The 26,682-nt window shown below is 69.4% G+C and carries 25 protein-coding genes; 15 read left to right on the top strand and 10 right to left on the bottom strand.

What is annotated here, in order from left to right; translation table 11 throughout:
• Positions 1-251: 251 nt before the first annotated feature.
• Positions 252-989: a glycosyltransferase family 2 protein gene (locus tag ASD38_RS03520; protein WP_056457647.1), complete on the bottom strand. Its 738-nt coding sequence runs from the start codon at positions 987-989 to the stop codon at positions 252-254.
• Positions 990-1,044: 55 nt separating this feature from the next.
• On the opposite strand from ASD38_RS03520, the gene ASD38_RS03515 reads away from it, so the two are divergent.
• From ASD38_RS03515 to ASD38_RS03505, 3 genes are all read left to right on the top strand, one after another.
• The gene (locus ASD38_RS03515) at positions 1,045-2,760 is read left to right on the top strand and encodes an ArnT family glycosyltransferase (RefSeq protein WP_056457644.1); all 1,716 of its coding nucleotides are present in this window, start codon (positions 1,045-1,047) and stop codon (positions 2,758-2,760) included.
• Positions 2,757-3,659 (top strand): hydroxymethylglutaryl-CoA lyase, encoded by a 903-nt coding sequence (locus ASD38_RS03510; RefSeq protein ID WP_056457643.1) that lies wholly within the window; start codon positions 2,757-2,759, stop codon positions 3,657-3,659. Before ASD38_RS03515 ends, ASD38_RS03510 begins: the two co-directional genes overlap by 4 nt.
• 117 nt (positions 3,660-3,776) lie before the next feature.
• Positions 3,777-4,613, top strand: a complete 837-nt coding sequence (locus tag ASD38_RS03505) for a hypothetical protein (protein WP_056435839.1) — start codon at positions 3,777-3,779, stop codon at positions 4,611-4,613.
• 38 nt (positions 4,614-4,651) lie between these two features.
• Here the strand turns inward: ASD38_RS03505 and ASD38_RS03500 are convergent, their stop codons facing one another.
• From ASD38_RS03500 to cysS, 7 genes are read right to left on the bottom strand one after another with little or no spacing between them, the layout of a single operon-like run.
• Positions 4,652-5,578, bottom strand: coding sequence for a glycosyltransferase family 2 protein (locus ASD38_RS03500; RefSeq protein WP_056457642.1), 927 nt, complete (start codon positions 5,576-5,578; stop codon positions 4,652-4,654).
• Entirely contained in the window at positions 5,578-7,557 is a 1,980-nt protein-coding gene (gene thrS / locus ASD38_RS03495; protein WP_056435845.1) for a threonine--tRNA ligase, read from the bottom strand. The genes ASD38_RS03500 and thrS overlap by 1 nt, the downstream gene beginning before the upstream one ends.
• Positions 7,554-7,808 carry a membrane protein insertion efficiency factor YidD gene (gene yidD, locus ASD38_RS23180; RefSeq protein WP_082554589.1) on the bottom strand — a complete coding sequence of 85 codons (255 nt, stop codon included), beginning with the start codon at positions 7,806-7,808 and terminating at the stop codon, positions 7,554-7,556. The genes thrS and yidD overlap by 4 nt, the downstream gene beginning before the upstream one ends.
• Positions 7,809-7,862: 54 nt before the next feature.
• Positions 7,863-8,324, bottom strand: a complete 462-nt coding sequence (locus ASD38_RS03490; RefSeq protein ID WP_056435848.1) for an iron-sulfur cluster assembly scaffold protein — start codon at positions 8,322-8,324, stop codon at positions 7,863-7,865.
• 5 nt (positions 8,325-8,329) lie between these two features.
• Positions 8,330-8,791 (bottom strand): SRPBCC domain-containing protein, encoded by a 462-nt coding sequence (locus tag ASD38_RS03485; RefSeq protein WP_056435850.1) that lies wholly within the window; start codon positions 8,789-8,791, stop codon positions 8,330-8,332.
• Positions 8,792-8,810: 19 nt separating this feature from the next.
• Positions 8,811-9,323: a DinB family protein gene (locus ASD38_RS03480; RefSeq protein WP_056457640.1), complete on the bottom strand. Its 513-nt coding sequence runs from the start codon at positions 9,321-9,323 to the stop codon at positions 8,811-8,813.
• Positions 9,324-9,351: 28 nt separating this feature from the next.
• Positions 9,352-10,743 carry a cysteine--tRNA ligase gene (gene cysS / locus ASD38_RS03475; protein WP_056435855.1) on the bottom strand — a complete coding sequence of 464 codons (1,392 nt, stop codon included), beginning with the start codon at positions 10,741-10,743 and terminating at the stop codon, positions 9,352-9,354.
• Positions 10,744-10,921: 178 nt separating this feature from the next.
• Between cysS and folE the strand changes: the two genes are divergently transcribed.
• From folE to ASD38_RS03440, 7 genes are all read left to right on the top strand, one after another.
• Positions 10,922-11,563 (top strand): GTP cyclohydrolase I FolE, encoded by a 642-nt coding sequence (folE, locus tag ASD38_RS03470; protein ID WP_056457638.1) that lies wholly within the window; start codon positions 10,922-10,924, stop codon positions 11,561-11,563.
• A gap of 136 nt (positions 11,564-11,699) precedes the next feature.
• The gene (locus tag ASD38_RS03465; RefSeq protein ID WP_056457635.1) at positions 11,700-13,541 is read left to right on the top strand and encodes a M14 family metallopeptidase; all 1,842 of its coding nucleotides are present in this window, start codon (positions 11,700-11,702) and stop codon (positions 13,539-13,541) included.
• A 185-nt stretch (positions 13,542-13,726) separates the two neighbouring features.
• Positions 13,727-14,128: an MAPEG family protein gene (locus tag ASD38_RS03460; RefSeq protein WP_056457632.1), complete on the top strand. Its 402-nt coding sequence runs from the start codon at positions 13,727-13,729 to the stop codon at positions 14,126-14,128.
• A gap of 131 nt (positions 14,129-14,259) precedes the next feature.
• On the top strand, positions 14,260-16,044 hold the full coding sequence (locus tag ASD38_RS03455) for an FAD-binding protein (protein WP_056457630.1): 1,785 nt from the start codon (positions 14,260-14,262) through the stop codon (positions 16,042-16,044).
• Positions 16,045-16,093: 49 nt separating this feature from the next.
• Positions 16,094-17,425, top strand: a complete 1,332-nt coding sequence (locus ASD38_RS03450) for a TldD/PmbA family protein (RefSeq protein WP_056457627.1) — start codon at positions 16,094-16,096, stop codon at positions 17,423-17,425.
• Positions 17,422-18,207: a 3'(2'),5'-bisphosphate nucleotidase CysQ gene (locus ASD38_RS03445; protein WP_056435872.1), complete on the top strand. Its 786-nt coding sequence runs from the start codon at positions 17,422-17,424 to the stop codon at positions 18,205-18,207. The genes ASD38_RS03450 and ASD38_RS03445 overlap by 4 nt, the downstream gene beginning before the upstream one ends.
• Positions 18,208-18,231: 24 nt before the next feature.
• Entirely contained in the window at positions 18,232-18,456 is a 225-nt protein-coding gene (locus tag ASD38_RS03440) for a DUF4170 domain-containing protein (protein ID WP_056435874.1), read from the top strand.
• Positions 18,457-18,612: 156 nt separating this feature from the next.
• Here ASD38_RS03440 and ASD38_RS03435 read toward each other — a convergent pair whose 3' ends face one another.
• Positions 18,613-19,278, bottom strand: coding sequence for a fused DSP-PTPase phosphatase/NAD kinase-like protein (locus ASD38_RS03435; RefSeq protein ID WP_056435876.1), 666 nt, complete (start codon positions 19,276-19,278; stop codon positions 18,613-18,615).
• A gap of 138 nt (positions 19,279-19,416) precedes the next feature.
• Here ASD38_RS03435 and ASD38_RS03430 point away from each other — a divergent pair, with 138 nt between their 5' ends.
• The 5 genes from ASD38_RS03430 (at position 19,417) to lpxK (ending at position 25,402) form a co-directional block, all read left to right on the top strand.
• The gene (locus ASD38_RS03430) at positions 19,417-21,195 is read left to right on the top strand and encodes an ABC transporter ATP-binding protein (protein WP_056435879.1); all 1,779 of its coding nucleotides are present in this window, start codon (positions 19,417-19,419) and stop codon (positions 21,193-21,195) included.
• Positions 21,192-21,905, top strand: a complete 714-nt coding sequence (locus ASD38_RS03425) for a lysophospholipid acyltransferase family protein (protein ID WP_056435881.1) — start codon at positions 21,192-21,194, stop codon at positions 21,903-21,905. The genes ASD38_RS03430 and ASD38_RS03425 overlap by 4 nt, the downstream gene beginning before the upstream one ends.
• Before the next feature lie 202 nt (positions 21,906-22,107).
• Entirely contained in the window at positions 22,108-23,118 is a 1,011-nt protein-coding gene (locus ASD38_RS03420; protein WP_056435882.1) for a cation diffusion facilitator family transporter, read from the top strand.
• Positions 23,115-24,398, top strand: coding sequence for a 3-deoxy-D-manno-octulosonic acid transferase (locus ASD38_RS03415; RefSeq protein ID WP_235523746.1), 1,284 nt, complete (start codon positions 23,115-23,117; stop codon positions 24,396-24,398). Before ASD38_RS03420 ends, ASD38_RS03415 begins: the two co-directional genes overlap by 4 nt.
• Entirely contained in the window at positions 24,395-25,402 is a 1,008-nt protein-coding gene (gene lpxK, locus ASD38_RS03410) for a tetraacyldisaccharide 4'-kinase (protein ID WP_056457624.1), read from the top strand. The genes ASD38_RS03415 and lpxK overlap by 4 nt, the downstream gene beginning before the upstream one ends.
• A gap of 131 nt (positions 25,403-25,533) precedes the next feature.
• Here lpxK and ASD38_RS03405 read toward each other — a convergent pair whose 3' ends face one another.
• Positions 25,534-26,613, bottom strand: coding sequence for a phosphotransferase (locus ASD38_RS03405; RefSeq protein WP_056457621.1), 1,080 nt, complete (start codon positions 26,611-26,613; stop codon positions 25,534-25,536).
• Between the last annotated feature and the right edge of the window lie 69 nt (positions 26,614-26,682).

Below are 26,682 nucleotides of genomic sequence, written 5' to 3'. Positions count from 1 at the left end.
GACGGACGACAGGGTTAACCGGTTTTGCGGATTCCGGAAAGGCGGCGCCGCCCAGCGGGCGAGCTCCGCTCAAATGCCCGTCATCCTCGGACTTGTTCCGAGGACCCCTGCTTCAACCGCGAAGAAGGATGATCCATGGGGCGGTGAGGTCGCGGCCTTGCTGCAAGCGACAACGCGGCGGACCTAGGGGTCCTCGGAACAAGTCCGAGGATGACGGAGGGGGATGGTGGAGGCAAAGAAGGGCTAACCCCTCAAACCTCGTCCACGCCTTGCGGATTGCGGGCCCGGGTCTGCAGCCACATCACGCCCAGCAGGTCGGACACCGAGGCCTTGAGCCGGCCGAAATTGGTGTATTTCGACACCCCGCTCTCGCGGTGACGGTGGTTCACCGGCTGGAACTCGACCTGATAGCCCTCGCGCAGCATCAGGGCCGGGATGTAGCGGTGGATGTGATCGAAATAGGGCAGGCGCAGGAAGGCCTCCCGGCGGAAGGCCTTGAGCCCGCAGCCGGTGTCGTTGGCCGTGTCCTTCAGCATGCGCTTGCGCACGCCGTTGCCGAACTTGGAGGCGAAGCGCTTGGCCGAGCTGTCCTGGCGCTTGACCCGCTCGCCGCCGACCAGGGCCAGCTCGGGCGGGGCGGCCTTCAACGCCTTCGCCAAACGGGGCGCGTCGGCCGGGTCGTTCTGGCCGTCTCCGTCCAGGGTGACGACGATCGGGGCGCGGGCGGCCAGCACGCCGCTGCGCACGGCGCGGCTCTGGCCCGAATTCTTGCGATGGCTCAGCACCCGCAGCTGCGGGATCTCGGCCTTCAGGGCCACCAGCAGGGCCTTGGTGTCGTCGCGGCTGGCGTCGTCGATGAAGATGATCTCGTGGTTTTCGCCCGCGAAGGCGGCGGCGATCTCGCGCGCCAGGGCAGGCGCCGCCCCGCCCTCGTCGAAGACGGGCACGACGACGGAATAGTCGGGAATAGCGGAAGCGGAAGCGGTCATCGCCCTCTCATAGCGCAAAAATAGCCAGAAAGAAGGATCGTGCTATTCCACTACAATGACGCTTGAATCACGCCTGGATGATTGGAGCCGCGGCTGGCGCGGTCCGCTGTTCGCCGCGCTGGTGGCGCTGATCGCCGGCCTGCCCGGCCTGTTCGCCATGCCGCCGCTCGACCGCGACGAATCCCGCTTCGCCCAGGCGACCGCCCAGATGCTGGAAACCGACGACATGGTCGTCATCAAGTTCCAGGACCAGCCGCGCTTCAAGAAGCCGGTCGGCATCCACTGGCTGCAGGCGGCCAGCGTCACCGCGTTCTCGGCCGCCGAGGACCGCGGCATCTGGGCCTATCGCCTCCCCTCGCTGCTGGGCGCCATGCTGGCGGCGGCGGCCTGCGCCTGGGGCGCGGCGGCCCTGCTGGGACCCAAGACCGGCCTGCTGGCCGGCGGCATATTGGGCGCGACCATCCTGCTGTCGACCGAGGCCTTCATCGCCAAGACCGACGCGGCCCTGTGCGGCTTCACCACCCTGGCCATGGCCGCCCTGATGCGGATCTACGCCGCGCATCTCGCGGGCGAGAAGGTTCATCGTTGGACCAAGCTGGCCTTCTGGGTCGGCCTGGCCATGGGCGTGCTGATCAAGGGCCCGGTCGGGCTGATGGTCGTGGCGCTCAGCGTGATCGCCCTGTGGATCTGGGACCGCAAGGCGGTCTGGATCAAGGACCTGGGCTGGGGCTGGGGCGTGACCGTGCTGGCGGCCATCGTCCTGCCCTGGGCGATGATGATCACCGTGGCCACCGACGGCGCCTTCTGGTCGACGGCCGTGGCCGGCGACCTGGCCCCCAAGCTGGCCGGCGGCCAGGAAAGCCACGGCGCGCCGTTCGGCAGCTACGCCCTGGCGGCGTTCCTGCTGGTGTTTCCGACCACGCTGTTGCTGCCCGCCGGCCTGGTCCAGGGCTGGACCGGGCGCAAGGAGGCCGGGATCCGCTTCGCCCTGTGCTGGCTGATCCCGACCTGGCTGGTGTTCGAGATCCTGCCGACCAAGCTGGTGCACTACACCCTGCCCGCCGTGCCGGCCCTGTGCATGCTGATGGCCGCCGCCCTGCGCGCCCCGCTCGGCCCGATCTCGCGGGTGATCGGCGCGATCTTGTCGGCCCTGGCGGGCCTGCTGTTCGCGGTCGTGGCGATCTATCTGCAGCGCGAGCACGGCGATTCCGGCGACATTCCCTGGACGGCGCTGACCGCCCTGCTGTTCCTGGCCTCGGGCGGCGTCGGGGCCGTGCTGATCATGCGCAAGACCGCCGCCACGGCCCTGGTCGCGGCCGGGGCGATCGGCATCGCCGCCCACGCCGCCCTGGTCGGCCTTCTCGTTCCCCGCCTGGAGCCGCTGCTGCTGGCGCCGCGCCTGGAAAAGGCCCTGGAACAGGCCGACCTGGCGCCCCGGGGCGGCGCGCCGGGCCCCGTGGCCGTCACCGGCTACGCCGAGCCCAGCATGATCTTCCTGCTGGGCACCACCACCGAACTGACCGACCCGGTCGGCGCGGCCAAGGCCGTCGCCCAGGGCCGTCCCGCCGTGGTCGAGGGCCGCCAGGAAAAGGCGTTCCAGGCCGCCCTCGCCGCCCTGGGCCAGACCGCCCGCCCAGCCGGCGTGGTCGCGGGCTTCGACTATTCCGACGGCGACGAAGAGCGCCTGACGCTCTATCGCGGCGCGCCGATCCGCCCTGAGGACGAGACCGGCGACGAGACCGCGGAAACCCAAGCGGAGGCCCGCCCATGAGCCGCTTCATCCAGATCGTCGAGGTCGGTCCGCGCGACGGCCTGCAGAACGAGAAACTGTCCCTGCCGGTCGGCGAGAAGCTGGAGCTGATCCGTCGGCTCGAGGCCGCCGGCGCCAAGCGCATCGAGACCGTCTCGTTCGTCAATCCCAACCGCGTGCCCCAGATGGCCGGGGCCGAGGAAATCCAGGCGGCGCTGACGCCCGATCTGGAGCATTCGCGAATCGGCCTGGTGCTGAACATGCGCGGCTGGGAGCGCTGCGTGGCCGCCCAGTGCGACGAGGCCAATGTCGTGGTCTGCGCCACCGACGGCTTTGGCCTGGCCAACCAGGGCGCCACGGCCGCCCAGCAGGTCGACGCCCTGGCCGCCATCGTCGAGCGCCAGGCGGTCGAGGGCGGCCCTCCGATCACCGCCACGATCTCGGTGGCCTTCGGCTGTCCGTTCGACGGCGAGGTCTCCGAGGACCAGGTGGCGGCCATCGCCCGCGACGCCGCGTCCATGGGCGTGACCGAGCTCGCCATCGCCGACACCATCGGGGTCGCCGATCCCTGGACCGTCCGCCGACGGATCGAAGCCGTGCGCGCGGCCGCACCGGACGTCCGCCTGCGCATGCACTTCCACGACACCCGCAACACCGGCCTGGCCAACGCCTATGCCAGCGTCGAGGCCGGGATCGACGTGCTGGACGCCTCGGTCGGCGGCCTGGGCGGCTGCCCGTTCGCGCCGAACGCCACCGGCAACATCGGCACCGAGGACCTGGTCTACATGCTGGAACGGGCCGGCTTCGAAACCGGCTACGACCTGGGCGCCCTGATCGAGATCGGCCGCGACATCAGCGAACGCCTGGGCAAGGCGTCACCGGCGTCTTCGCTGGCGCGGGCGGGGACATTCCCCGCCTAGCCGTCCTTGACTACCCCATAACGAGCATCTTTAGTCTGCGCGACTCAAGATAGATATCGTCGCCCGGTTCCACGGCCGCGCGGCCGACGCGCTCAGGCGTCAGACAGGGGGACAGCGATGGCGAACACGATCACGTTCCAAGACATTCCGTCCGGCTGCCCGTCGGCGCCGGGACCTTACCGCAGCGGGGGCCTGGTGTTCACCAACTCGGTCGGCAACGCCTGGTGCAGCCCGTTCATCAACGGCTTCGTCGGCACCTATGGCTCGCCCAGCCAGCTGTTCGTGAGCCGCGACGACGGCGGCGTGTTCGACTTCGGGTCGCTGCAGGTGTGCAATCCCAACACGGCGATCCCGCCCCAGACCACGACCTTCACCGGGACCCGCGCCGACGGCACTTCGGTCAGCGCCCAGTTCAGCACCCCCAACGCCAGCACCGCGCCGCAGACCTTCGCCCCCGCCGGTTTCGACGACCTGACCAGCCTGGTGGTCAGTCTGGGCTTCGTGGCCTTCGACAACTTCGTGTTCGAGGGGGTGGCGGCCAAGACGGTGACGTTCAACCAGGACTTCCCGCCCGGCTGCCCGTCGATAGCCACCGCCTACACCTCCCAAGGCCTGACCTTCACCAATTCCGTCGGCAACAAGTGGTGCAGCGGCTTCATCAACGGCTTCGTCGGCACCTTCGGCTCGCCGTCCACGATGACCGTCAAGCCGGCCGCGGGCCATAAGTTCGACTTCCGCTCGCTGCAGATGTGCAACCCCAATCCCGCCATCACCGCCCAGGCCATCGAGTTCACGGGAACGCGGCCGGACGGCTCCACGATCAGCGCCGTCTTCTCGACGCCGCCCAACAACACCTCGCCTCAGACGTTCGCCCCCGCCGGGTTCGGCGGCCTGGCCTCGCTGACGATCGTGCTGGGCTTCGTGGCGTTCGACAACTTCGTGTTCGCCGACTAGGCGACGGCGCTCTCCCCGGTCGAGGCCGGGGAGCGACGTCAGATCGGCCGCCCGGTGATCTTCCAGATCAGCGGCCGGGAGACGCTCATCAGCAGGATGAGCGGGGCCAGCAGGACGGCGAGGATGTAGCGCTGGACCGAGTCGGCCCGCTTGATGAAGTAGCGCGACAGGCCCACGCCCTTGTGGAACTCGACCTTCAGCGGATGCTCCAGGCTGGTGTGGCCCAGATGGATGACCTCGGCCTTGGGCTGGAACAGCACCTGGCCGCCGGCCTGGCGGGCGCGCCAGCACAGGTCGATGTCCTCGACGTGCAGGAAATAGCCTTCGTCGAAGCCGCTCAGCAGGTCGAAGTCCTCGCGGCGCAGGGCGAAGCACGCGCCGGAGATGGTCGGCATCGGCACGGCCGCGTCCGGCGTCGGTTCGCGCTCGCGGTGGATCTCGAATTTCGACAGGCCTTTGAACCGGGCGGTCAGATGGCCGAAGCTGAGCAGGGTGGTGACCGGCGTGACCTCGCCGCGCCGGCCGCCGCGCTGTTCGGTGCCGTCGGTGTTCATCACCCGCGCCCCGACCACTGTGGGGACCGGCTGGTTCTCGAAAGCCGCGACCAGGGCCTCGACGCAATTGGCCTGCAGGTTGGCGTCCGGATTGAGGAAGACGATGTATTCGCCGCGCGCGGTCTCGGCGCCCATGTTGGCGCCGCGCGCGAAGCCGACATTGCCGTGGCCCTGCCGCAGCACGACGCGCGGCTCGGCCTGGCTCAGGGCCCGCAGCCGTTCGGCCCAGTCCGCCGGCGAACCGTTGTCGATGATGACGAACTCGTCGACCAGCGGCTCGGCCAGCACGTGCTGGATGCTTTCGATCAGCGCGTCTCCCGTCTGATAGACGACCATGACGACGGAGACGCGCGGCCGAACCGGCCGCACACCCGAGACGAAGGCCGAATGAGAAGGAAGAATGCTGTTCATCAGGCCTGCGCCAACTCCGCGGGCGCCGCCACGGCGCGATCACGGGCGAGGTCCGGCGGGGTCGCTTCCGTGGTCAACGCGCGCACGGCGTCCTCCAGCGACAACACCTTCTGTCCTTCGCCGCCGAGGCGACGCAGGGCGACTTCTCCGTTTTCAGCTTCCTTACGCCCGACCACTGCAATCACCGGCACCTTCGCGAGACTGTGTTCGCGAATCTTGTAGTTGATCTTTTCATTCCTGAAATCGACCTCTGCGCGAATGCCCATGGAAGTCAATCGCTCAGCCACACGTTGTGCGTAATCGTCGGCGTCGGACGTGATCGTGGCCACCACGACCTGGACCGGGGCCAGCCACAAAGGCAGGTGGCCGGCGTAGTTCTCCAACAGAATGCCGATGAATCGCTCGAACGAACCCAGGATCGCCCGGTGCAGCATGACCGGCCGCTTCTTGGAGCCGTCCTCGGCCACGTATTCGGCGTCGAGGCGCTCGGGCAGGACGAAGTCCAGCTGCAGCGTGCCGCACTGCCAGACCCGGCCGATGGCGTCCTTCAGCGAGAACTCCAGCTTGGGACCATAGAAGGCGCCTTCGCCGGGCTGGTCGACCAGACGCTCGCCCGCCGCCTCGGCGGCCGTGGCCAGGGCGTGCTCCGCCTTGTCCCAGGTCTCGTCCGTGCCGGCGCGCAAGTCCGGACGCGTCGAGAACTTCACGTCCGCCAGCTCCATGCCCAGGTCGTTATAGACGCTGCGCAACAGTTCGATGAAGCGCGCGCTTTCCTCCGTGACCTGCTCTTCGCGGCAGAAGATGTGGGCGTCGTCCTGGGTGAAGGCCCGCACGCGCATGATGCCGTGCATGGCGCCCGACGGCTCGTAGCGGTGGCAGGCGCCGAACTCGGCCATGCGCAGCGGCAGCTCGCGATAGCTCTTCTGGCCGACATTGAAGATCTGGATATGGCCGGGGCAGTTCATCGGCTTGACCGCCAGAACCTCGCCCTCGGCGCTCTCGCACATGAACATGGCGTGGCCGAACTTCTCGGCGTGGCCCGACTTCTCCCACAGGCTCTTGTCGAGGATCTGGGGCGTCTTGACCTCGCGATAGCCGGCCGCGTCCAGCCGGCGGCGCATATAGGCCTCCAGCGCCAGGTACAGCGTCCAGCCCTTGGGGTGCCAGAACACCATGCCCTTGCCCTCTTCCTGGATGTGGAAGAGGTCCATGGTCCGGCCCAGCTTGCGGTGATCGCGCCGCTCGGCCTCCTCGATACGCTTCAGGTGCGCCTCGAGATCGGCCTCGCTGGCCCACGACGTGCCGTAGATGCGCTGCAGCTGGGCGTTGTTCTGGTCGCCGCGCCAATAGGCGCCGGCCAGCTTGGTCAGCTTGAAGGCCTTGCCCACCGCCTTGGTCGACGGAAGGTGGGGACCGCGGCACAGATCCTTCCACTTCTCGCCCTGGTGATAGACCGTGATCGTGTCGCTGACCGGCAGGTCACGGATGATCTGGGCCTTGTAGCTTTCGCCCATGGCCTCGAAGTCGGCGATGGCGGCGTCACGCTCGACTTCCTCGCGGCGGATCTTCTCGTCGCGATCGACGATCTGGCGCATGCGCTCCTCGATCTTCGGCAGGTCGTCGAGGCTGAACGGCTCGTCGCGGGCGAAGTCGTAATAGAAACCGTCCTCGACGTTCGGACCGATCGTCACCTGGGTGCCGGGGAACAGCTCCTGCACGGCCTCGGCCAGGATGTGGGCGGTGTCGTGGCGGATCACTTCCAAGGCCTCGGGGGCCTCGCGCGTGATGATCTCGAAGCGGTTGCCGCGGCCCAGCAGATCGGCCGTCAACGGACGGTCCAGGTCCAGCAGCTGGCCGTCCAGCTTGATCAGCAGGGCCTTCTTCTCCAACGACTTGGAGATCGAGGCGGCCACGTCGCGGCCCGTCGCACCGTCAGGGTACTGGCGGGCCGAGCCGTCGGGGAAAATCAGGTCGATCATTCTTCACATTTCCACTTGCGCGGCGCGCGGGGCGGAGGCGGCGGGTCGTACCCTGAACCGCCTAACGGATTGCATCGGCAGATCCGTCCCACCGCGAGCCAGGACCCTTTCAGGGGTCCATGATCCTTGAGCGCCTGGGCCGCGTATTCCGAGCAGGTCGGCAGATACCGGCACTGACGCCCGATGAAGGGCGAAAGCGTCGTCTTGTAGGCCTTCAGGCCCAGGTCGACGGTGCGTTCGTAGAGTGTCATGCCGGCGCTTTCGCGAACGGAGTCGAGGACTTATCGACTAGCGAAAAGTCTCGATCAAGCGGCGCCGACGCGGCTAGTTCGGGTTTGGGTCTCGCCTGTGGCCTTGCGGACAGCCTCCACCGCGGCCTCGAACGCCAACAGCGTCGAGGCATGACGGGCGGGATAGTCCTTGACCGGCTCCAGCACGGCGAGCTCCGAAAATCGGCCCTGGGGAGGTGGGCCGCCTGATTTCAGCATAGCCTGCAAGGCGTCCCGGGCCAACTCGATCTCGGAAAGATCCGCCCCGACCACCTGGGCGCCGAGGATCGCGGCCGAGGCCTGCCCCAGGGCGCAGGCGGCCACGTCCTGAGCGAAGTCGGCGACCTTGCCGTCCCGGACCGTGACGTCGACCACGATCCGGCTGCCGCACAGCTTGGCCGTCTTCTCGGCGCTGGCGTCGGGCGCGGCCAGGCGTCCGGCCCGGGGCATGTTGGCCACCAGGCTCAGGATCCGGGCCGAATAGAGGTCGTCGATCATGCCGCTTATGTGGGGCTGTTCTGGCGCTGCGACCAGAGGTGTTCGGCCCGCGCCTTCACCGCCTCGCCCATCCGGGTGAAGGCGGCCTTCAGCTGGCGGCGCTCGTCGCGGCTGACGAAACGGACCAGCGGGCCCATGAACAGCTCGCCGTTCGAGAAGGTGGAGCCGACGTCGCTCATCTTCTCGATCTCCAGATAGCGGATCGCCGTCACGAAGCCGTTCAGCCGCTTGGTGCGCCAATGCAGCTGTTCGTAGGGCACCCAGTCCTGGACCACGGCCTCGACCAGCCGGGCCTGGCCGTCGTCGACCACCAGATCGAAGCGCAGCGAGGTGCCGATGCGCATCTCGCCCTCCATGCGGGGATGGACCGGATTCCAGTCCTTCCAGGTCGCGAAGTCGGAGATCACCTCCCAGACGATCTCGGCGGGGGCCAGCACCCCGGTACGGTGTTCTACAGCGCGTTGCATGGTCGTCCGTCTAGCACTCTCAAGCGATGAAACCCAAGCCGCTGGCCTTCTGGAAGACCGGCAGGTCGAGGGACGGCGGGTCGATCCCGGCCTGGCTGAGCAGGCCGTGGACCTGACCGCGATGGTGGGTCTGGTGGTTGAACAGGTGGGTCAGGGTGGCCCACATCGGCTGGGTCACCACCGATCCGTCGGCGATCCGCGTCCAGCGGAACACGCCGGCCAGCTGCTCGTCGGTCAGGGCGGCGACATGGCTCGACAGCGCCGCGTCCTCGTGGCTCCGCGCCTCGCGCAGCGTCGCCAGGTCGTGGAAGATCACCGCGTCCAGCCCGTGCGGCGGCAGGGTTTCGCCCCGCAGCCGCGCCAGCCACATCCGATCGGTGACGATCAGGTGGTTCAACGTCCCGTGGATCGAGCCGAAGAACGCCCCGCGCTCGGCCTTGTAGTCCGCCTCGTCCAGCATGGCGCAGGCCGCGTGGAGGCGATGATTGGCCCAGGCGTTGTATCCGGCGAACATCTGGAAATAGGCGCGCATCTCGGGCTCCTGGGTTCCTCGTGTGTATTTAGTCCTTCATTCGCCACGTGGCGCCGGCGGGACCGTCCATGACCACCACGCCCAGGCCGTCCAGCTCGGCGCGGATGGCGTCGGCGGCGGTCCAGTCCTTGGCGGCGCGGGCCTCGACCCGGCGCTTGAGCAGATCTTCCACCTTGGCCTTCAGGTCGTCGTCGGCGTCGCCCTCGAACCAGGCGTCCGGATCGGCCTGCAGCAGGCCCAGCAGGGCGCCGGCCGACAGCAGGCGGGCCTTGTTGGCGGCGATCGCGGCCTCGTCGCCGGCCGTCACGGCCCGCTCGATGGCGCTGGAGATCTCGAAGAAGCCCGACACCGCCAGCGGCGTGTTGAGGTCGTCCGACAGGGCGGCCAGCACGTCGACCGGGCCGTCGACGTCGGTCGCGGCCTCGATGCTCTTGGCGCGGCGCAGGGCGCCGTACAGGCGGTCCAGCGCCTTCCGGCTCTGCTCGACCAGCTCAGGCGTCCAGTCTAGCGGCTGGCGGTAGTGGCCCGACAGCAGCGCCCAGCGGATCACCTCGCCCGGCGTGGTCTTCAGCAGCTCGTGCGGGATGATCACATTGCCCAGGCTCTTGGACATCTTCTCGCCGGACATGTCGAGGAAGCCGTTGTGCAGCCAATAGTTCGCCAGCACCGGCGCGCCGTGGGCGCAGCGGCTCTGGGCCAGTTCGTTCTCATGGTGCGGGAAGGCCAGGTCGATGCCGCCACCGTGGATGTCGATCGTCTGGCCCAGCGCCTTGTCGATCATGGCCGAGCACTCGATGTGCCAGCCCGGACGGCCCGCGCCCCAGGGGCTGTCCCACTCGGGCTCGTTCTCCTTGGACGGCTTCCACAGCACGAAGTCGGCGGGGTGGCGCTTGTAGGGCGCGACCTCGACCCGGGCGCCGGCGATCATGTCGTCCAGGTCGCGGCCCGACAGCGCGCCGTAGTCGGGGAAGGCCTGGGTGTCGAACAGCACGTGGCCCTCGGCGGCGTAGGCGCTGCCGTTGGCGATCAGGGCGGCGATCATCTCGACGATCGGGCCCATGTGCTCGGTGGCCTTGGGCTCCAGGCTGGGCGACAGGGTCAGCAGGGCCGCGGCGTCCTGATGGTAGGCGGCCAGGTAGCGGTCGGTGATGACCTTGATCGCCACGCCCTCGGTCGCGGCCTTGGCGTTGATCTTGTCGTCCACGTCGGTGACGTTGCGGGCATAGACCACCGCGTCCTCGCCATAGACGTGGCGCAGCAGGCGGAACAGCACGTCGAACACCACCACCGGCCGGAAGTTGCCGATGTGGGCGTGGTTGTAGACCGTCGGCCCGCAGACATACATCGTCACCCGGCTCGGATCGGCGGGAACGAAGTCGCGCTTCTCGCGCGCCATGGTGTCGTAGAGCTTGATGGTCATGGGAAGGGAGCGGCCTGACGTCGCGGGAGTGTTGCGGGGATACGGATTGGCCCCATATAACGAGAGCACGCGCGCACGACCATGCTTATTGGTCCCAATGCGCGACGGGTGGCACGCGTAATTCCAGGACGAAAGGCGTCCTGGCGCAACTCAGCCCGTGGAAAGACCTTCCCCACACATGGACGCACGGACCTGCGAGCGAACCCTGACCGATCTCGAGAACGACATCGATCTTGATCTTGAACCCGCCCAGCGCCCCACCCGAGACGAGGCCATGGCCGCCGTCCGGACCCTGCTGGCCTGGGCCGGCGACAACCCCGACCGCGAAGGCCTGCTCGATACGCCGCAGCGCGTGGCCGACGCCTATGGCGAGTGGTTCGCCGGCTATCGCGGCGATCCCGCGCAGGAGCTCAGTCGCACCTTCGAGGACGTGCAGGGCTATGACGACATGGTCATGCTGCGCGGCATCGACGTGCAGAGCCATTGCGAGCACCACATGGCGCCGTTCCTGGGCAAGGCCTGGGTGGCCTATATGCCAACCGGCAAGGTCGTGGGCCTGTCCAAGCTGGCGCGCCTGGTCGAGATCTTCGCCAAGCGTCTCCAGACCCAGGAGACCATGACCATGCAGATCGCCGACGCCATCGAGGACCACCTCAGCGCCGCCGGCGTGGCCGTGCTGATCGACGCCGAGCACCAGTGCATGTCGACCCGCGGCGTGCATCACCACGACGTCTCGACGATCACCACCCAGTTCCGCGGCGCGTTCAAGACCGACAAGGTCCTGCAGCAGCGCTTCATGGACCTGGTGACGCGGAAGTAGGTTGAAAGTCCCTGCGTCCTTCGAGGCCGCTTCGCGGCGCCTCAGGATGAGGAAGTCTGTACTGCTTTCCTCATCCTGAGGAGCGAGCCATAAGGCGAGCCTCGAAGGACGCACGGCGTTTCCGTGGGGGCGTAAGATGTTGAAGACGTGGCTGGCGGCTCTGGCCGTCGCGATGACGGCGGGCATGACCATGGCGCAGACCCCGAAAGCTCCCTGGGAATCGGAAATCCTTCCCCCGGCCCTGGCCTGGCATGGCGTCAGCGAGACGCTGATCGCCAAGCCGTCCGACCCCTGGATCACGCCGTCGGAGCTGACGGGCCTGACCGCCTCGCCGAACTATGACGAGACCCGCGCCTGGCTGGAAAAGCTGGACGCCGCCTCGCCGCTGATCCGCATGGAGGTGTTCGGCAAGTCGCCCGAGGGCCGCGACCTGCTGGTGCTCTACGTCTCCAAGGACGGCGAAAAGTTCGATCCGAACAAGCCCGTGCTGCTGGCCCAGGCCGGCATCCACCCGGGCGAGATCGACGGCAAGGACGCCGGCATGATGCTGCTGCGGGACATTGCTTTCGAAAGGGGGGCCTTCCACGGCAAGGACAATCCGCTGAACAGCGTGAACCTGGTCTTCGTGCCGATCCTCAGCGTCGACGGCCACGAGCGCGCCAGCCCCTACAGCCGTCCCAACCAGCGCGGCCCGCTCATTCAGGGCTGGCGGCACACGGCCCAGAACCTCAATCTGAACCGCGACTACGGCAAGCTCGACGCGCCGGAGATGCGGGCGATGATCACGCTGATCGATCGGGTGAAGCCCGACCTCTACATGGACATCCACGTCACCGACGGCGAGGACTACCAGTACGACGTCACCTATGGCTGGGCCGGCTACCAGGGCGACTTCGCGCGCTCCAAGGCCACCAGCGCCTGGCTGGACAAGGCCTTCCTGCCGGCCACCGAGGCGGGCCTGAAGGCGGCGGGCCACATCCCCGGCCAGCTGGTCTTCGGCCTGGACAACCGCGACCCCAAGAAGGGCCTGGGCGCCTCGCCGGCGTCCTTGCGCTATTCCAACGGCTACGGCGACGCCGCGCGGATCGCCACGGTGCTGGTCGAGAACCATTCGCTGAAGCCCTACCGGCAGCGGGTGCTCGGGACCTACGTCCTGCTGGAGGAGACCCTGAAGGTCCTGGCCAAGGACGGCGCCGCCCTGCGGGCCGCCGAGCGGCAGGACCGCGCCCAGCGGCCCGCCGTGATCAAGGCCAATTTCGGGACCAGCTTCGGAGGCGCCGGCAAGCCGCTGCACACCGTGAGCTTCCTGGGCGTGCTGTACGAGACCTACGACTCCCCCGCCTCGGGCGGCAAGGAGGTGCGCTGGCTGGGCAAGCCCGATCCCAAGCCCTGGTCGCTGCCGCTCTACACCAGCGAGCCGTCGCTCGACCTGACTCCGGCCAAGGCCTACTGGGTCTCGTCGGCCAAGCCCGACATCATCGAACGTCTGCGCATTCACGGCGTCCAGATGGAGACCCTGGCCGCGCCCAGGGCGGTGTCGGTCGACATGATCCGCCTCACCGCGCCCAAGCTCGCGACACGCGCCAGCGAAGGCCATGTCGAGATCGACGCCGGCCCGGTCACCCACGAGACGCGCACCGTCACCTTCCCCGCCGGCTCGGTGCGGATCTCGACCGACCAGCCGCTGGGCGAGATGGTGACCCTGCTGCTGGAGCCGGAAAGCGACGAGAGCTTCTTCGCCTGGGGCATGTTCCCCGAGGTGTTGCAGCGCGTCGAATATATCGAGGGCTACGCGATCGCCCCGCTGGCCGAGAAGATGCTGGCCGCCGATCCCAAGCTGAAGGCCGAGTTCGAGGCCAAGCTGGCGGCGGACCCGAAGTTCGCCGCCGATCCCGATGCGCGGCTGGGGTGGTTCTACGCGCGGACGCCGTATTACGACGACCACTACAAGCTCTATCCGGTCGGGCGGGAGCTGTAGGGTGGGGACATGCCCTCGCGGCGTGTCCCCAACCAGGACCCCTGCGCGCGAAGGGGACACGCCGCAAGGGCATGTCCCCGATCGTGACCGGCCTTAGTCGCCTCCCCGACGATCCGGCTTGCCAGCTTCCGCGAACGCTGAACCTTATGCCGCTCACGTTCGACTAGTTTCATGAGTGACGATCGATGGACACCATCGCCTCCGGACACGCCGCCGCCCTGTGGGTGGGGCTGCACGTCCTGCTCCTGCTGACCCTGTCGCTGCTGGTCGTGCGCCTGCGGCAGAAACACAAGGTCGCCCTGGGCGATGAAGGCATTCCCGAACTGGCCCGCGCCATCCGCGCCTTCGGCAACGCCAGCGAGTACATCCCCGTGGGTCTGGCGGCGGTCATCGTCCTGGCCCTGGTCGGCGCCGCGCCGCTGGCCATCCACGTGGTGGGCCTGGTGCTGTTCGCCGGCCGGCTGATCCACGCCGTGGGCCTGTCCAACAGCGGCGGCGCCTCGATCCCGCGCGCCGTCGGCATGATCTGCACCTGGCTGGCCTACATCTTCGGCGCGGTCGCCCTGCTGTTCTACGCGATCGGCTGATCCCGCTTTTCGAGCCGCCCGGACCAGGGCGTTTCCGGCCGTCCCGAACGGGCCGCCGCTCGTCCCACGCCCCTGGATCGCGGCCGGGCCCTGGCCGATGTCTTCCTCACCGACCAGCGAGGCAAGACGTCATGACCACCGGCTCGAACACGACACGCAGAACCCTGCTGGCGGCCCTGCTGGCCCTGCCGGCGGCGGCCACCCTGAAGATCGACCGCGCCGCGGCCGCCGTGATGCGCCGGGCCCGTCCCGGAACGGCCGCCTGGCCGACGGACCAGCAGTGGGCGTCGCTGAACGCCGCGGTCGGCGGGCGGCTGAAGCCGGTGGTCCCGCCCCGGCTCGACGGCCCCGAGGCCGCCAAATGGCTGGCCGATCCCTTCTATGTCAGCGACCAGCCGGGCCTGACCCAGAGCTCGGGCTGGCTGGACGGCTGGACCTCGTCGCCCAGCGCCTGTGTCGTCCGCGCCGAGCAGGCCTCGGACGTCGCCCAGGCCGTGCGCTTTGCCGCCGAGCACCAGCTGCGCCTGGTCGTGCGCGGCGGGGCCCACAGCTACATGGGCGGCTCCAACGCCCCCGACTCCCTGCTGGTCTGGACCCAGGGCCTGCGCGACATCGCCCTGCACGAGGCCTTCACGCCCCAGGGCTCGAGCGCCGCGCCCGTCCCCGCCGTCTCGGTCGGGGCCGGCTGCCTGTGGGTCGACGTCTATGACGCGGTGACCACCAAGGCCGGCCGCTACGTCCAGGGCGGGGGCTGCACCACCGTGGGCGTCGCCGGCCTGGTCCAGGGCGGCGGCTTCGGCAGCTTCTCCAAGGGCTTCGGCCTGGCCGCCGCCAGCCTGCTGGAGGCCGAGATCGTCACCGCCGACGGCGCGGTCCGCGTCGTCAACGCCAGCCAGGAGCCCGACCTGTTCTGGGCCCTGAAGGGCGGCGGCGGCGGCACGTTCGGGGTGGTCACCCGCCTGACCCTGAAGACCCACGACCTGCCCGAGACCTTCGGCGTCGTGAGCTGGACGATCAAGGCCTCGTCCGACGCCGCGTTCCGCGACCTGCTCGCCGCCTTCGTCGCCCACTACGCCGATCACCTGCTGAACCCGCACTGGGGCGAGCAGGTCCGCACCCACACCGACAACAGGCTGGAGGTCCAGATGGTCTTCCAGGGCCTGGACGTCGAGATCGCCCGCGCCGCCTGGAAAGACTTGGCCGACTTCGTCAAGGCCCGTCCCAAGGCCTATCAGGCCCCCGACCCCGTGGTGCTGAGCCTGCCCGCCCGCCACTTCTGGAATCCGGCCGTCCTGGGCAAGTACGCTCCCGAGGCGATCAAGCTCAGCGACCGTCCCGGCGCGCGGCCGGGCGACTACTGGTGGGCCGGCGACGGCGAGCAGGTCGGAGCCTTCTGGCACGCCTACACCTCGGCCTGGCTGCCGGCCTCGCTGCTGAAACCTCAGGATCAGGGCAAGCTGGTCGACGCCTGGTTCGCCGCCAGCCGCCACTGGACGGTGTCGTTCCATTTCAACAAGGGCTTGGCCGGCGCCTCGCCCGCGACCCTGGCCGCCTCGCGCGACACGGCGATGAACCCGCAGGTGCTGGACGCCTTCGCCCTGGCGATCATCGCCGGGTCCGGCGACCCGGCCTATCCCGGCATGCCCGGTCCCGATCTGGCCGAGGCCCGCGACCACGCCGTCCGCGTCCACAAGGCCATGGACGCCCTGAAGACCGCCGCCCCGGACGCCGGCGGCTACCTGTCGGAATGCGACTTCTTCACCCGCGACTGGCAAGCGTCCAGCTGGGGCGGCCACTGGACGCGGCTGGCGGCGATCAAGCAGCGCCACGACCCCGACGGCCTGTTCGTGGTCCACCACGGCGTGGGCAGCGAAGGGTGGAGCGCGGACGGGTTCACGCGGCGGGCGCCCGCCTGACCCCCGACGGACCCTTGCCGCCCCCCGCCCGCCTCGTCCATAAGACCGCATGGACGAAAACCTGTTGAATGACGTGCTCGCCGCCGCGCGAACCGCTGGCGCCGACGCCGCCGAAGCCGTGTTCGCGCAACGCCAATCCCTCTCCGTCAGCGTTCGCCTGGGCGAGCTGGAGGAGGTCGAGCGCGAGGAGTCCCGCGACATCGGCCTGCGAGTGTTCGTCGGCAAGCAGAGCGCCACGGTGTCGGGCTCGGACATCTCGGCCGAGGGCCGCGCCAAGCTGATCGACCGGGCCGTGGCCATGGCCCGCCTGGCCCCCGAGGACCCCTACGCCGCCCTGGCCCCGGCCGAGCGTCTGGCGCGCGCGCCGTTCCGGGAGCTGGACCTCCATGACCCGACCGAGCCTTCGGCCGAGGCCCTGGAGGCCCAGGCTCGCGAGGCCGAAACCGCCGCCCGCGCCACCCCGGGCGTGACCAATTCCGACGGCGGCTCGTCGTCGTGGAGCGCCTCGACCTGGCGGCTGGTCACCAGCGAAGGCTTTTCCGGCCTGCACCAGGCCAGCGGCTTCGGCGTCTCGGCCTCGGCCATCGCCGGCGAAGGGGCGGGCATGGAGCGCGGCGGCGAGGGCCGCTCGGCCCGCCACGCCAGCGACCTGCCCAGCCCGCGAAGCATCGGCGCCAAGGCCGGCGAACTGGCCGTCGCCAAGCTGAACCCCCGCAAGCTGGACTCGACCACCGCCCCGGTAATCTTCGAGAACCGCCTGGCCATCTCGCTGCTCAGCCCGCTGATCGGCGCGATCTCGGGCCCGTCGATCGCCCGCGGCACCTCGTTCCTGAAGGACAGGCTGGGCCAGCAGATCTTCGCCAAGGGCGTCAACCTGCTGGACGACCCGTTCCGGCCGCGCGGCCTGGGCTCGGCGCCGTTCGACGACGAGGGCGTGGCCTGCGAGGCCCGCGCCCTGATCGACGACGGCGTGCTGACCACCTGGCTGATGAACATCAGCTCGGCCAAGCAGCTGGGCCTGGAAAGCACCGGCCACGCCTCGCGCGGCCTGGCCGGCCCGTCCGGCGTCTCGACCCATAATCTGACGCTGCAGCCCGGCGACAAGGATCTGGCGGGCCTGATGGCCGACGCCGGGACCGGCCTGCTGGTGACCTCGATGTTCGGCCCCTCGCTGAACGGCAACACCGGCGACTGGTCGGTAGGCTGCTCGGGCTTCTGGTTCGAGAACGGCGTGTCGACCGGCCCGGTCACCGAGATCACCGTGGCCGGCAACCTGATCGACATCTACGCCCGCCTGGTCCCCGGCTCGGACCTGGAGATCCGGGGGGCCAGCAACAGCCCGTCCCTGCTGGTCGACGCCCTGGCGATCGCCGGAAAATGACCGACCTGGACCTGATCCTCGCCGCGGCGCGCGAAGCCGGAGCCCTGGCGCTCTCGGCCCGCGAGGCTGGGCTGAAGATCTGGTCCAAGGACGGCGGCTCGCCGGTCACCGACGCCGACCTGGCGGTGGACGCGCTGCTGAAGGACCGCCTGGGCGCGGCCCGGCCGGCCTATGGCTGGCTGTCGGAGGAGACGGTCGACGATCCGGCCCGGCTGGTCACCGCGCGCCAGTTCGTCGTCGATCCGATCGACGGCACCCAGGCCTTCATGAAGGGCAAGCCCTGGTTCGCGGTGTCGATCGCCGTGGTCGAGAACGGCCGCCCCGTGGCCGGCGTGGTCCACGCTCCGGCCCTGGACGAGACCTATGTCGCCACCCTGGGCGGCGGCGTGTCGCTGAACGGCGCGGCGATCAGCCCCAGCGACACCGAAGACCTCGAGGACGCCGCCATGCTGGGCGACGCCAAGATGTTCATCCATCCGGCCTGGGCCAACCCCTGGCCGCCGATGCGGGTCGAGAGCCGCAACTCGATCGCCTATCGCCTGTGCCTGGTGGCCGGCGGGGCCTTCGACGCCGCGGTCGCCCTGTCGCCCAAGAACGAGTGGGACCTGGCCGCCGCCGACCTGATCTGCGCCGAGGCCGGGGCGGTGCTGACCGACCACAAGGGCGCCGCCTTCCGCTATAATCGGGCGAATCCACTGCTTCCGAGCGTGGTTTGCGCCAATCGGGCGCTTCACCCGTTGATCCTGTCACGCGTCGGGCATATCGACCTGCCGCAACGATAACTTCCGCGCAGGAAATTCCACGCCATGAGCGACAAGCAGCTTCTTCACCTCGTGATCGGCGGTGAACTGAAGAACGTTTCCGATATCGAGTTTCGCGACCTGAGCCAGGTCGAGTTCGTCGGCGCCTACGCCAACTACGCCGAGGCCCACAAGGCCTGGAAGGCCAAGGCCCAGGCCACGGTCGACAACGCCCACGCCCGGTACTTCATCATCCACGCGCACAAGCTGCTGGATCCGAGTCTGGATTAGGATCTACCTGAAAGGTCCTCCCCCTGTGGGGGAGGTGTCGGCGCAGCCGACGGAGGGGGGAATATTCGGCAGGCGGTTGCGTCTCGACGCTCGATCCTAAAACTCCCCCCACCGATCGCTGCGCGATCGCCTCCCCCACAGGGGGAGGACCTAAAGCTACTCCCGCCGCAAAAGCCCTTCCGTCACGATCCCGCCGATCATCCCAGCCCGGAAGTCGGCCTTGATCTTCACCGGATCGTAGTCGGGGCTCTCCACCCACTGGGTGAAGGTCAGGCCCTTGGGGGCGGCATCCTTCAGGTAGCGCTCGAAGGTGTAGTCCAGCACCCCGGTCTTGCCCTGCTTGATGTGCAGGTACTTCAGCGACAGCTGCTCGATGGCTTCCTCGATCGGCAGGCCCAGGCGGTAGTGGGCGTAGAGCACGCTCATGATGCCGGCCCGGTCCGCGCCGGACTTGCAGTGCATCAGGGCCGGATATTCGATCGACTCGAACAGGTCGCGCGCGCCCAGCACCCGCTCCTTGATCGGGACCTCGCGCGAGGTGATCACGAAGTCGACCATCTTCAGGCCGACCTTCTCGCAGGCGTATTTCTCCAGCGCGTAGAAGCTGCCGTCGAACCCGCCGCGCAGGTTGATGACGGTCTTGACGCCCTTCTTCTTCCACTCGGCCAGCTGGTGCGGCCACGGCTGGTTGGTCCGGACCAGCTCCGGGCTGATCCAGTGGTCGTTCTTGAAACCCAGGCGCAGATAGGCGTGGTCGTTCCAAAGATAGGAGAGATAGGTGCGAAAGCGCCCCCAGCGGGTTGTGGTGTCGTAGCTGGGCAAACGGGCGATCCTTCGTGAATGCGGGCTAAATAGGCGCCACAGCCCTGTAATGCAAAAGCCACAGCGCCGCACCCCCGCCGCAATGATTGGCCATTGCCCAGCTTGACAGTACGGCCCCGAAATCCGACCCCTGGCCCCATGACCGAACCCGCCGCGCCGCAGACGACCAACCGCGCCCTCGCCGCGCGGATCTGGCGCGACTACCTCCGGCCGCGCCGCGGAACCCTCGCGATCGCGATGATCAGCGCCGCGATCGTCGCCGCCCTGAGCGCGGGCCTGGCCAAGGTGCTGGAGCCGGCGGTGGACCAGCTGATCACGCATCCGCAGCCCGGCGCCCTGTGGCGCATCCCGCTGCTGATCGCCGTGATCGCCATCTCGCGCGGCCTGTTCCAGGTGCTGCAGACCCGGTCGATCAACCAGATCGGCAACGGCGTGGTCGGCGACATGCAGGTGCGATTGTTCGGCAAGCTGGTGCGCTCGGACCTGGCCCGCCTGCGCGGCGCCCATTCGGGCTCGTACGTCTCGTCGATGCTCTACGACGCCACCCTGATCCGCGAGGCGGCGACCAGCGGCGTGGTCAATTACACCCGCGAGATCCTGACCGTGGGCGGCATGCTGGTGGTGATGTTCCAGCTGGACTGGATCCTGGCGACCGGCGTGCTCGTCGTCGCCCCCGTCGCCAGCCTGTTCATCCGGCGGTTCTCCAAGAAGACGACCAAGGCCGCCAAGGGGGCCATGGGCGAGACCTCCAACCTGTCGACCGCGATCATGGAGAGCCTGGACGGGGTGAAGATCGTCAAGATGGAGAACCGCGAGGCCTATGAGGAAGGCCGCGTGGCCGCGGTGATCGAGCGCCGCCAGCGCCATCTGATCAAGGGCTCCAACGCCAAGGCGATGGCCGCGCCGGCCACCGAGACCTTCGGAGCCCTGATCACCGCCGCCGTCTTCGTCTATGCCGGCTGGCGGGCCAGCACCGGCGGCATGACGGCCGGGGCGTTCACCGGCTTCCTGTTCGCGCTGGGGGCGTCCCTGCAATCGCTGCGGCAGGTCGCCAACCTGCAGACGGTGTTCAGCGAGGGCTTCACCGGCGCTCGCCGCCTGTTCGAGGCGCTGGACGTCGAGGCCGCCATCGTCGATCCCGCCAACGCCAAGGCGCTGCCGGCCGGCGAGGCGGCCATCGCCTTCGACCATGTCAGCTTCGCCTATGGCGACAACGCCCCGGCCCTGTCCGACGTCAGCCTGACCGCCAGCCGGGGCGAGACCGTCGCCCTGGTCGGCCCCTCGGGCGGCGGCAAGAGCTCGATCCTCAACCTGATCCCGCGCTTCTACGACGTCACCGCCGGGGCGGTGACCATCGACGGCCACGACGTGCGCGGCGTGACCCTGGCGTCCCTGCGCGACCGGATCGCCCTGGTCACCCAGGAGCCGTTCCTGTTCGACGACACGATCCGCGCCAACATCGCCTACGCCCGGCCCAGCGCCGCCGAGGACGAGATCGAGGCCGCGGCCCGCCAGGCGGCGGCCCATGACTTCGTCAGCGAGCTGCCGCTGGGCTACGACACCATCGTCGGCGAGGCCGGCGCGCGGCTGTCGGGCGGCCAGCGCCAGCGCATCGCCATCGCCCGCGCCTTCCTGAAGGACGCCCCGATCCTGCTGCTGGACGAGGCCACCAGCGCCCTGGACACCGAGAGCGAGGCCCAGGTCCAGGCGGCGCTGGAGCGGTTGATGGCCGGCCGCACCACCATCGTGATCGCCCACCGCCTGTCGACCGTGAAGGACGCCGACCGCATCTATGTGATCGACAAGGGTCGGGTCGTGGAGACCGGAACCCACGGCTCGCTGGTCCGTCACAATGGCCTCTACGCCCGCCTGGCCAAGGCCCAGGACCTGGATCAACTGCCGGAGACTTCCGCTTGAGGCCGCTGCGTTCGCCCTGGGTGATGATCCTGCTGGCCAACCTGATGGCCGGCTATCTGCGGCTGGTCTACGCCACCCTGCGCTGGACCCGCGAAGGCCAGGAGCACGCCCAGGCGGTGTGGGCGCAAAGCCTGCGCGACAAGAGCGGGGCGATCCTGGCCCTGTGGCATTCGCGCGTGCCGGTGGGGCCGTCGACCTGGCCGCAGGGGGCCGACAAGCCGCGGATCCGCGTGCTGGTCTCGCAATCGCGCGACGGCGAGTTCATCGCCCGCACGATCAGCAAGCTGGGCTTCCCCTCGATCCGCGGCTCCTCGGTCAAGAAGACCGACACCGCAAAAAACAAAGGCGGCGAGCAGGCTTTCCGCGACATGGTCAAATGGGTGCGCGACGGCGGGGCCATGGCCATCACGCCGGACGGCCCGCGCGGTCCGGTCGAGGAGATGCAGAAGGGCGCCCTGGCCCTGGCCCGGATGACCGGCGCGCCGGTGCTGTTCGTCGGCCTGGCCATGAAGCCGTGCATCCGCCTCGACACCTGGGACCGCACCATCATCCCCCTGCCCTTCGCCAAGGCCGCCATGGTCTGGGACGGACCGGTGACCATGGGCCGCGACGACGACCCCGACGTGCTGGTGGGAACCTGGGCGGCGCGGCTGTCGGCCGTGAACCGGCGGGCGGAGGCGCTGGTGGGGGAGACGGCGGTCAGGGACTAGGTCCGAGGACCGAGGCTCACTCCCTTGCCCCCACCTGACCGCTTCGCGGTCTGTCCGCCCCCATGGGGGCGGAGGACGCGCGCACGAAGCCCTCTTTCCCCCTATGGGGGAAGACGACCGCGAAGCGGTCCGTAGGGGGCAAGCGTGTGAACCTCCAGGGATGACGGTTGAAAGGGTGATGGCTTGGTGGGATGTAGACCCCATGCCGCACGACCACGCCGACCACGCTCACGACCACCATGATCACGATCATGGTCACGACCATTCCCACGGTCACGACCACGGCCACCACCACCACGGCCCCGGCGGCCACAGCCATGCGCCCAAGGATTTCGGCCGGGCCTTCGCGATCGGCGCGGCGCTGAACATCGGCTTCGTCATGGCCGAGACCGCCGCCGGCCTGATGACCCATTCGCTGGCCCTGCTGGCCGACGCCGGCCACAATCTGTCCGACGTGCTGGGCCTGTTCATGGCCTGGGGCGCGGTGATCCTGGCCAAGAGGGCTCCGGGCGGACGCCACACCTACGGCCTGCGCAAGGGCACGATCCTGGCCTCGCTGACCAACGCCGTGGTGCTGCTGGTGGCGATCGGGGCCATCGCCTGGGAGGCCGTGCGCCGCTTCGCCGATCCGCAACCGATCCAGGCCGGGCCGGTGATGATCGTCGCGGGGATCGGCATCGTCATCAACACCGCCACGGCGCTGATGTTCATGAGGGGCTCCAAGGACGACCTGAACATCCGCGGGGCCTTCCTGCACATGGCCGCCGACGCGGCCATCTCGGCCGGGGTGGTGGTGGCCGCCGCCGTGATGTGGTTCACCGGCTGGCTGTGGCTGGACCCGGTGGTCAGCCTGGGCATCGTGGCGGTGATCGTGCTGGGCACTTGGAGTCTGCTGCGCGACTCGCTGGACCTGGCCCTGGACGCCGCCCCGCGCGGCATCGACCCCAAGGCGGTCAAGGACTGGCTGACCGCCCGCCCCGGCGTCACCGAGGTGCATGACCTGCACATCTGGGCGATGAGCACCACCGAGACCGCCATGACCGCCCACCTGGTGCGCCCCCTCGGGGCCGGCATGGTCGGCGAGGACCTCGACGCCTTCCTGCACGACGCCTGCGCCGAACTGAACAGCCGGTTCAACATCGGTCACGTCACGCTGCAGGTCGAGCACGGCGGCGCGGCGTCCTGCCGACTGGCCCCCGCGGACGTGGTGTGAGCCTTCCCCTGTCCCTGGCGCTGTACCGCGCGGCGACCACCGCGCTGGAGCCGTTCGCGCCCCTGCTGCTGGAACGCCGCGCCAAGGCCGGCAAGGAGGACCGCGCGCGGCTGCACGAGCGCCTGGCCCGGCCGACCATCCCGCGCCCCGACGGTCGGCTGGTCTGGCTGCACGGCGCCAGCGTCGGCGAGAGCCTGTCGATCCTGCCGTTGGTTGAGCGCCTCCGGGCCGAGCGGCCGGACGCCGCGGTGTTGGTGAGCTCCGGCACGGTCACCTCGGCCGAGCTTCTGGCCCGCCGCCTGCCGGCCGGCGCGATCCACCAGTTCCTGCCGGTCGACACCCCCGGCGGCGCCCGGCGGTTCCTCGATCACTGGCGGCCGGACCTGGCGGTGTTCGTCGAGAGCGAGCTGTGGCCCAACCTGCTGCTGACCGCCAAGGCGCGCGGGGTGAAGCTGGCCCTGGTCTCGGCCAAGCTGTCGGACAAGAGCTATGCCGGCTGGCAGGCCCGTCCGTTCGCGGCCCATGAGCTGTTCAGCGGCTTCGACCTGATCCTGGCCCAGGACGGCCGCGCCGCCGACCGGCTCACCGCCCTGGGCGGAATGGTGGCCGGCGAGGCCGACCTGAAGTTCGGCTCGGCCCCGCTGCCCGTCGACGAGGCGGCCCTGGCCGGCCTGCGCGCGCGGCTGGGCGAGCGGCCGCTGCTGCTGGCCGCCAGCACCCATCCGGGCGAGGACGAGATCGTGCTGGACGCCTGGCGCGCCCTGGCCGCCGATAAAGACCACGGGCGCCCGCGCCTGGTGATCGTCCCGCGCCATCCCGAACGCGGCCCGGCCGTCGCGGACCTGGCCCTGGCGACCGGCGCCACGGTCAGCCTGCGCAGCCGGGAGCCCGACGGCTCGGCCGAGATCATCGTCGCCGACACCCTGGGGGAGCTCGGCCTGTGGTACCGGCTGGCGGATCTGGCCCTGGTGGCTGGCAGCCTGGTGACGGGGATCGGCGGCCACAATCCGCTGGAGCCGGCGCGTCTGGACTGCCCGATCGTCTCGGGCCCGCATGTCGAGAACTGGCTGACCGCCTATGCCGATCTGCGGGCCGCCGACGGCGTGACCTTCGCCGACGCCTCGGTGCTGGGCGCGCGGCTGGCCGAGCTGCTGGCCGGGCCTGAGATCCTGAAGCTGCAAGCCGGCCGCGCCCAGGCCTTCGTCGCCCGGCGTGACGCCGAGGCCCGGGCGGGCCTGGACCGCATCCTCGAGCTGCTGGACGCGGAGGCGGAGGCATGAAGCTGGCCACCCCGCGCTGGTGGTATCGCCGCGAAGGCGCGCCCAGCCCCGTCACCCGCGCCCTGCTGACCCCGCTGTCGTGGATCTGGGCCGCCCAGACCGCCCGGCGCATCGCCCGCACCCAGCCGCGCGGCGCCGACTGCGCGGTGATCTGCGTCGGCAACTTCACGGTCGGCGGGGTGGGCAAGACGCCGATCGTCCGCGAACTGCTGCTGACCCTGACCCAGCGCGGCCGCCGGGCCCACGGCCTGTCGCGCGGCTACGGCGGCAAGCTGCAAGGTCCCGTGCGGGTCGACGTGGCCCGCCACACCGCCAAGGACGTCGGCGACGAGCCGCTGATGCTGGCCCAGGACTTCCCGATGTGGGTGTCGCGCGACCGGGTGCTGGGGGCGCGCAAGGCCGCCGCCAACGGGGCCGAGGTGGTGGTCATGGACGACGGCCACCAGAACCCCGACCTGCGCAAGACCCTGTCGCTGGTGGTGGTCGACGGCGAGACCCGCGACGACGAGTGGCCGTTCGGCGACGGCAAGGTGTTCCCGGCCGGCCCGATGCGCGAGCCGCTGGCGGTGAGTCTCGCCCGCACCGACGCGGTGATCGTGCTGCTGCCCGACGACCTGCCGCAGGCCGATCCGGAGTTGCTGGCCCTGTTCGGTGACACCCCCGTGCTGATCGCCCGCCTGGAGCCCGCCGCGCCGCCGCCCAAGGGCCGCCAGGTCGGCTTCGCCGGCATCGGCAAGCCCTGGAAGGTCGAGCGCGCCCTGCAGGCCGCCGGCTGCCACCTGGTCGACTTCGCGCCCTATCCGGACCACGGCGACTATGACGAGGCGACGCTGAACTTCCTGTGGGAGCGGGCCCAGACCTACAGCGCGGGCCTGGTCACCACCGAGAAGGACTGGGTGCGGCTGCCGCAGGCCTGGCGGGACAAGGTCACGGCCTGGCCGGTGCGGGCGCGGTTCGAGGATGAAGGGGCGCTGGCGAAACTGCTGGAGTCAGCAGGGCTGTAGCTCACCCACTTGCCCCCACCTGGCGGCTTCGCCGCCTGTCCGCCCCCATAGGGGGCGGAGGACGCGGCTCCTCTTCCCCCTGTGGGGGAAGACGATCGCGAAGCGATCCGTAGGGGGCAGGTGCTAGCCGCCTAAGCGCCCGCCTTCTTCGCGAACTCCCACGCCCCCCGCGCCAGCACCGGAACCCGCGCCTCCATGATCTCGGCATGGGCGCTGGCCGCCGTGCCGTCGCGCACCCGGCCCACGATCCCCTGGCAGATCCCCGCCAGGCGGAAGAGGTTGTAGCTGAAGTACCAGTCAAGGTTCGGCAGGCCGTCGCGGCCGGTCAGCTTGCAGTACTGGGCCACCGCCTCCGGAATGGTCGGCACGCCGTAGGCGGTCAGGTCCTTGATCTCGGCCAGGCCCCCGCGCTGGTCGGACGGCATCACCCAGTTCATCAGGAAGTAGCTGAAGTCGGCCAGCGGGTTGCCCAGGGTCGACAGCTCCCAGTCCAGCACCGCCACCACCTTCGGCTCGGTGGCGTGCAGGATCATGTTGTCCAGGCGGTAGTCGCCGTGGACGATCGAGGTCACGTCGTCGGCCGGGCACGTGGTCGGCAACCACGCGATCAGCCGGTCCATGTCCTCGATCACCTTCGTCTCGGACGCCTTGTACTGCTTGGTCCAGCGGTCGATCTGGCGGGCGAAGTAGTTGCCCGGCTTGCCGTAGTCGGCCAGGCCGACGGCGGCGTAGTCGACATTGTGCAGGGCCGCCAGGGTGGCGATCTCGGCCTCGTAGATCGCCCGGCGCTCGGCCGGCTGGTAGTCGGGCAAGGTGCCGTCCCACAGGATCCGGCCTTCGACATTGTCCATCACGTAGAAGATCGTGCCGATCACGTCCTCGTCCATGCACAGGGCGTAGGCCTTGGCGACGGGGAAGTTGGCCTTGTTCAGGCCCGAGATCACCTTGAACTCGCGGTCGACGGCGTGGGCGCTGGGCAGCAGCTTGCCCGGCGGCTTGCGGCGCAGGACGTACTTCTTGGTCGGGGTGACCAGCTGGTAGGTCGGGTTCGACTGGCCGCCCTTGAACTGACGGACCTCCAGGGGACCGGCATAGCCCTCGACATGGGCCTCCAGCCAGGTCGCCAGCCTGGCCTCGTCGATGGCGTGGCGCGGGTCGACGGGCTTGGTACCGGAATTCAGATCCTGGGCGGACTGTTCGGCCACAGCCATGCGCTTCACTCCCCAACACTTGTTTGAAAGCGACATTAGAGCGTGGGGACGCCGACGCAACCCTCTCGA

The sequence above is a fragment of the Caulobacter sp. Root487D2Y genome (genome assembly GCF_001427165.1).
In the GTDB taxonomy this organism is placed as follows: domain Bacteria; phylum Pseudomonadota; class Alphaproteobacteria; order Caulobacterales; family Caulobacteraceae; genus Caulobacter.
Note: the sequence above shows the minus strand (reverse complement) of the source record. Positions and strands in the feature narration are given on the sequence as shown.